Annotated in this window: 1 pseudogene; it reads left to right on the forward strand. The window is 53.9% G+C overall.

Annotated features, from left to right (window positions below):
* A pseudogene (locus QUB44_RS17825) lies at nt 1-4,077 on the forward strand (DUF4347 domain-containing protein); the annotation flags it as partial.
* Nucleotides 4,078-4,528: the final 451 nt, after the last annotated feature.

Genomic DNA, 4,528 nt, shown 5'->3' on the forward strand with positions numbered 1-4,528 from the left:
ACTCCCACACCGACTCCAACTCCCACAACTCCCACACCGACTCCAACTCCCACAACTCCCACACCGACTCCAACTCCCACAACTCCCACACCGACTCCAACTCCAACTAACAACCAGCCGCCCTTAGCCAACAATGCCAACTCCAGCCTCGCACCCAACAGCAGCCAGTTAGTCACAGGATTGGGAGGAAGCGACCCCGACGGGTCGATCGCCTCTTACACCATTAACAGCCTGCCCCCAGCAGACCAAGCAGTCCTGTTTTTAGGAGATCCCGCCAACGGTGGTGTACCAGTGACACCCGGTCAAGTCCTGACACCAGAACAGTTACAGCAACTATTTTTTCAAGCCACAGGCAACTTTACAGGAGCCAATTTCACCTACAGCGCCACCGACAACAGCGGCGCCACCAGTCCCGCTGTCGCTACGGTGGCAGCCATACTGCCAACGGACAACCAACCGCCATTAGCCAACAATGCCAACTCCAGCCTCGCACCCAACAGCAGCCAGTTAGTCACAGGATTGGGAGGAAGCGACCCCGACGGGTCGATCGCCTCTTACACCATCAACACCCTGCCCCCAGCAGACCAAGCCGTGCTGTTTTTAGGAGACCCAGCCAACGGTGGCGTACCAGTGACACCCGGTCAAGTCCTGACACCAGAACAGTTACAGCAACTATTTTTTCAAGCCACAGGCAACTTTACAGGAGCCAATTTCACCTACAGCGCCACCGACAACAGCGGCGCCACCAGTCCCGCTGTCGCTACGGTGGCAGCCATACTTCCAACGGACAACCAACCGCCATTAGCCAACAATGCCAACTCCAGCCTCGCACCCAACAGCAGCCAGTTAGTCACAGGATTGGGAGGAAGCGACCCCGACGGGTCGATCGCCTCTTACACCATCAACACCCTGCCCCCAGCAGACCAAGCCGTCCTGTTTTTAGGAGACCCAGCCAACGGCGGCGTACCAGTGACACCCGGTCAAGTCCTGACACCAGAACAGTTACAGCAACTATTTTTTCAAGCCACAGGCAACTTTACAGGAGCCAATTTCACCTACAGCGCCACCGACAACAGCGGCGCCACCAGTCCCGCTGTCGCTACGGTGGCGGCTATCTTGCGGCCGGTTTCGCCAATTCCCACACCAACTCCAACTCCAACAACTCCCACACCAACGCCAACTCCCACAACTCCAACTCCAACTGACAACCAACCGCCACTAGCCAACAATGCCAACTCCAGCCTCGCACCCAACAGCAGCCAGTTAGTCACAGGATTGGGAGGAAGCGACCCCGACGGGTCGATCGCCTCTTACACCATCAACACCCTGCCCCCAGCAGACCAAGCCGTCCTGTTTTTAGGAGACCCAGCCAACGGCGGCGTACCAGTGACACCCGGTCAAGTCCTGACACCAGAACAGTTACAGCAACTATTTTTTCAAGCCACAGGCAACTTTACAGGAGCCAATTTCACCTACAGCGCCACCGACAACAGCGGCGCTATCAGTCCAGTCGCTACCGCTACTGTGGCTGGACTGATAATAGGGCCAACACCAACTCCAACTCCAACTGACAACCAACCGCCATTGGTCAACAATGTCAACTCCCGCCTCGGCCCCAACAGCAGCCAGTTAGTCACAGGATTGGGAGGAAGCGACCCCGACGGGTCGATCGTCTCTTACACCATCAACACCCTGCCCTCACCAGATCAAGCCGTCCTGTTTTTAGGAGATCCAGCCAACGGCGGCGTACCAGTGACACCCGGTCAAGTCCTAACTCCAGAACAATTACAGCAACTGTTTTTCTTCACGACAGGCAACTTTATAGGAGCCAATTTCACCTACAGCGCTACAGACAACGACGGCGCTATCAGTCCCGCTGTCGCTACTGTTGCAGCCATACTTCCAACTGACAACCAGCCGCCAGTTACCAACAATGCCAACTCCAGCCTCGCGCCCAACAGCAGCCAGTTAGTCACAGGATTGGGAGGAAGCGACCCCGACGGGTCGATCGTCTCTTACACCATCAACACCCTGCCCTCACCAGACCAAGCCGTCCTGTTTTTAGGAGATCCAGCCAACGGCAGCGGTGTAGCGGTGACACCAGGCCAAGTTTTGACGCCAGAACAGTTACAGCAACTATTTTTCTTCACGACGGGCAACTTTACAGGAACCAATTTCACCTACAGCGCTACAGACAACAGCGGTGCCATCAGTCCCGCTCCCGCTACAGTTGTCGCTATCTTGCGGGGGGTGGCGCCAACGCCCACACCAACGCCGGCATCGCCGATCATCTCAAATCCGATCGCCGAACCAGATACCGACTGTTTGTGTCAGCCCATTATGGAAAAACCGGGGATTAACTTTGCGCCCCCCCAGCAACCACCTGCAGTTGGATTTGTCCGACCTATTTCACAATTTTCCGAGGGACAAACCACCAAAGGAACCGACCGCGATGACTTCATCGTAGACACCAAAGGCAACCAAAAAATTGTCGGTTTTGAAGGCAACGACCTGCTTTTAGGTGAAGACGGCGCGGACGAAATTTACGGCAACGAAGACAATGACACGATTTTTGGGGGCATTGACACCGATATTGTTTACGGAGACGAGGGCAACGATATCGTATTTGCAGGCAAACAGAACGACTGGATTGCCGGCGACTTAGGCTCTGACACCCTGTTTGGAGATCGAGGTGCGGATACGATTCTCGGAGACACCGGGCAGAACAACTCCCAGAGTCCTGACGATGCTCGCGATTTGATTTTCGGAGGCGAGGCTGGAGACCTCATTAACGGCAACGAGGGCGACGATACCATCCATAGCGGCAAAGGTGACGATATTGCCCTTGGAGGTAAAGAAAATGACCTGATTTGGGGCGAACTCGGCTCCGATACGTTGTTTGGTGGCATCGGCTCCGACAGCTTGTTTGGGGGCATTCGCGACCAAAGGGCAAGCGACTCCGAGGGACGCGACTTGCTGTACGGAGGCTTCGGCAACGACTTCCTCAACGGCCAACAAGCCAACGATACGCTGGTTGCAGGCAAAGATAACGATCGCGCTTACGGAGGTAAAGGCAATGACATCATCTACGGTCAATTAGGCTCCGATACCCTCTACGGCGGCCAAGGAGCCGATACTCTGCTCGGCGACAGTGGCAGTTCCCAGTCCATCGGGGATCTCGGCGAACAAGACTTAATCTTTGCCGACGGCGGCAACGACATCATAGGCGGCGGGCACGGTAATGATACCGTCCAAGCAGGTAAAGGCAATGATTGTGTTTGGGGTGGCAAAGATAATGACTTGATTTGGGGCGAACTCGGCTCTGATACCCTTGTTGGCGACAGCGGCGACGACACCATGTACGGCGGTGCTCGAAGTCGAGCTAATGATGTTGGCGGTCAGGACTTGCTCTTTGGTGGCATCGGTGCTGATGTGCTGTTCGGCGATGAGGGTGACGATACCATCAGTGGCGGTCAAGACAACGACTTGATTTACGGCGGTAAAGCTAACGACCTCATAAACGGAGATCTGGGCGAAGACTTGATTTACGGCGGTGACGGCAGCGATGAACTCTGCGGTGGCGAGGGCAACGATACCATCTATGGCGATCGTGCTGATAACCGGGGTGTCTCGGTGGGCGCAAACGACCAGCAAGACTGCATCAACGGTGGCGACGGCGATGACTTGCTCTACGGCAACGAAGGCCAAGATACTATCAACGCAGATGCTGGCAGCGATACCCTGATTGGTGGTAAAGATAACGACCTTCTCAATGGGGGCGCTGGAGATGACTGGCTGTTTGGCGACTTGGGCGAGGATACTTTAATTGGAGGTATGGGGAGCGATCAATATGTGTTAAGTGCTGATGGCGGCACTGATACTGTCATCAACTTCGAGGTAGGCGTCGATAAGTTTGTTTTGAGCGACGGGCTGAGTTTCCAGCAGTTGCAATTTAGCGCCACTCCGAACGGTACCTTGCTGCTAGTAGCAGGAACCGATCGGGTTTTAGCGAATCTGGTTGGGGTTAACGGGGCGATCGGCTCCTCGGATTTCCTGCCAAATCTCTCTGAACTCTAGAATTGGCGGCGAAAGTCTCCTGTTCTGGCGAACAAAACGCCACAGAGTTCTGATCTGCTGTGGCGTTCCTCACAATACTCAATCCGGGTTAGAAACTTTGTAGCGCTAGGCCCTTGACATCGCTCTTACAGTTGACTTTTTTTCTTCTCTAAAACGCTAAAAAATCAAGGTGTATTCAAGCCGGATTTGGTATTATACCAAATCTGTTAGCCTTGGGATGCTTCATCAATCTCTTATTATCGGCGTGAATCAGCGTCAATCCCTTGTCATCTGCGGTTAATAAATTATCTTTTTTTTACCGCTGATACAGGCAGATAAACACAGATTAACGCAGATTAATTCGATTAATTTCTGTTGCACCTTCCGTGATTATTGCAGGGCTATTTCGTTCTAGACAGTAGGCAGGGTTTAGGTTTAGAGTTTAGAAGTCGGATTCACCCTAACTTATGAT

Origin of the sequence: Microcoleus sp. AT3-D2 (assembly GCF_036705715.1) — a bacterium.
Taxonomy (GTDB): domain Bacteria; phylum Cyanobacteriota; class Cyanobacteriia; order Cyanobacteriales; family Microcoleaceae; genus Microcoleus.